Here is a 706-nt window from a genome sequence, read left to right on the forward strand (position 1 = left end):
TGATTGCCGTCGTGGTTGTCGTAGGTCTGGATTATTATCAGCAGGATAAGAAAGTCGAAGGCAGGTTGTCCTTCAACGGATATGTCGACACGATTAATCAGCGGTTCAACTTGTATCAGGCGGAGCTAGCCGCGGAAGAAGTTGAACGCGAAAGGCAGAAGCGTTGGCGTGAGGGGGCCAAGCCGTACCTGCCGGATTCGGGCGAAGGATGGGTGCGTCGTTCGATCGTGGATGCAGATTTTACACGCGATGCCCGAGAAGGTGTTTTGCAGGACGGAATAAGTGAAGCTGCTCGTCCAATTGCAAAAAGAGTTGCTGTGCAAGAGACCGAACAACTGGCCAGAAAACTCGATAATTCTAGTTGGGTCTACGAAAGCGGCGAGCATACGGTCTGGCTACAGGCGAAACTCAGGAAAGACGCTAAATCCAATACACTGACTGGCAACATCGTCAGGTCTGTCGAAGGGTTGGGCGCAGGATCGAGTGGCTACACTCCATTCGGCATAATTGGTGGTGCTGCGTATTTCAGGTTTGAAAACAGCCGATACAAACCCGTCACAGTGAAAGATCGAAAGTTTTGGTCAATGATCACGGCGAGCCTGACGGACCTTGAGGTCGAACCTCGGTTTGAAATCTACAAGGCCACAATCGGACTGGGCGAAGAAATTCGTTTGCAAGTCTATTCCGATGCACCAGCGCCTATGCT

At 51.3% G+C, this 706-nt stretch carries 1 pseudogene; it reads left to right on the forward strand.

Going from position 1 to position 706, the window contains the following annotated elements:
• Positions 1-706: pseudogene (locus ACR0EL_RS22325) on the forward strand (hypothetical protein); the annotation flags it as partial.

It is taken from the genome of Ruegeria sp. AH12 (genome assembly GCF_056541465.1).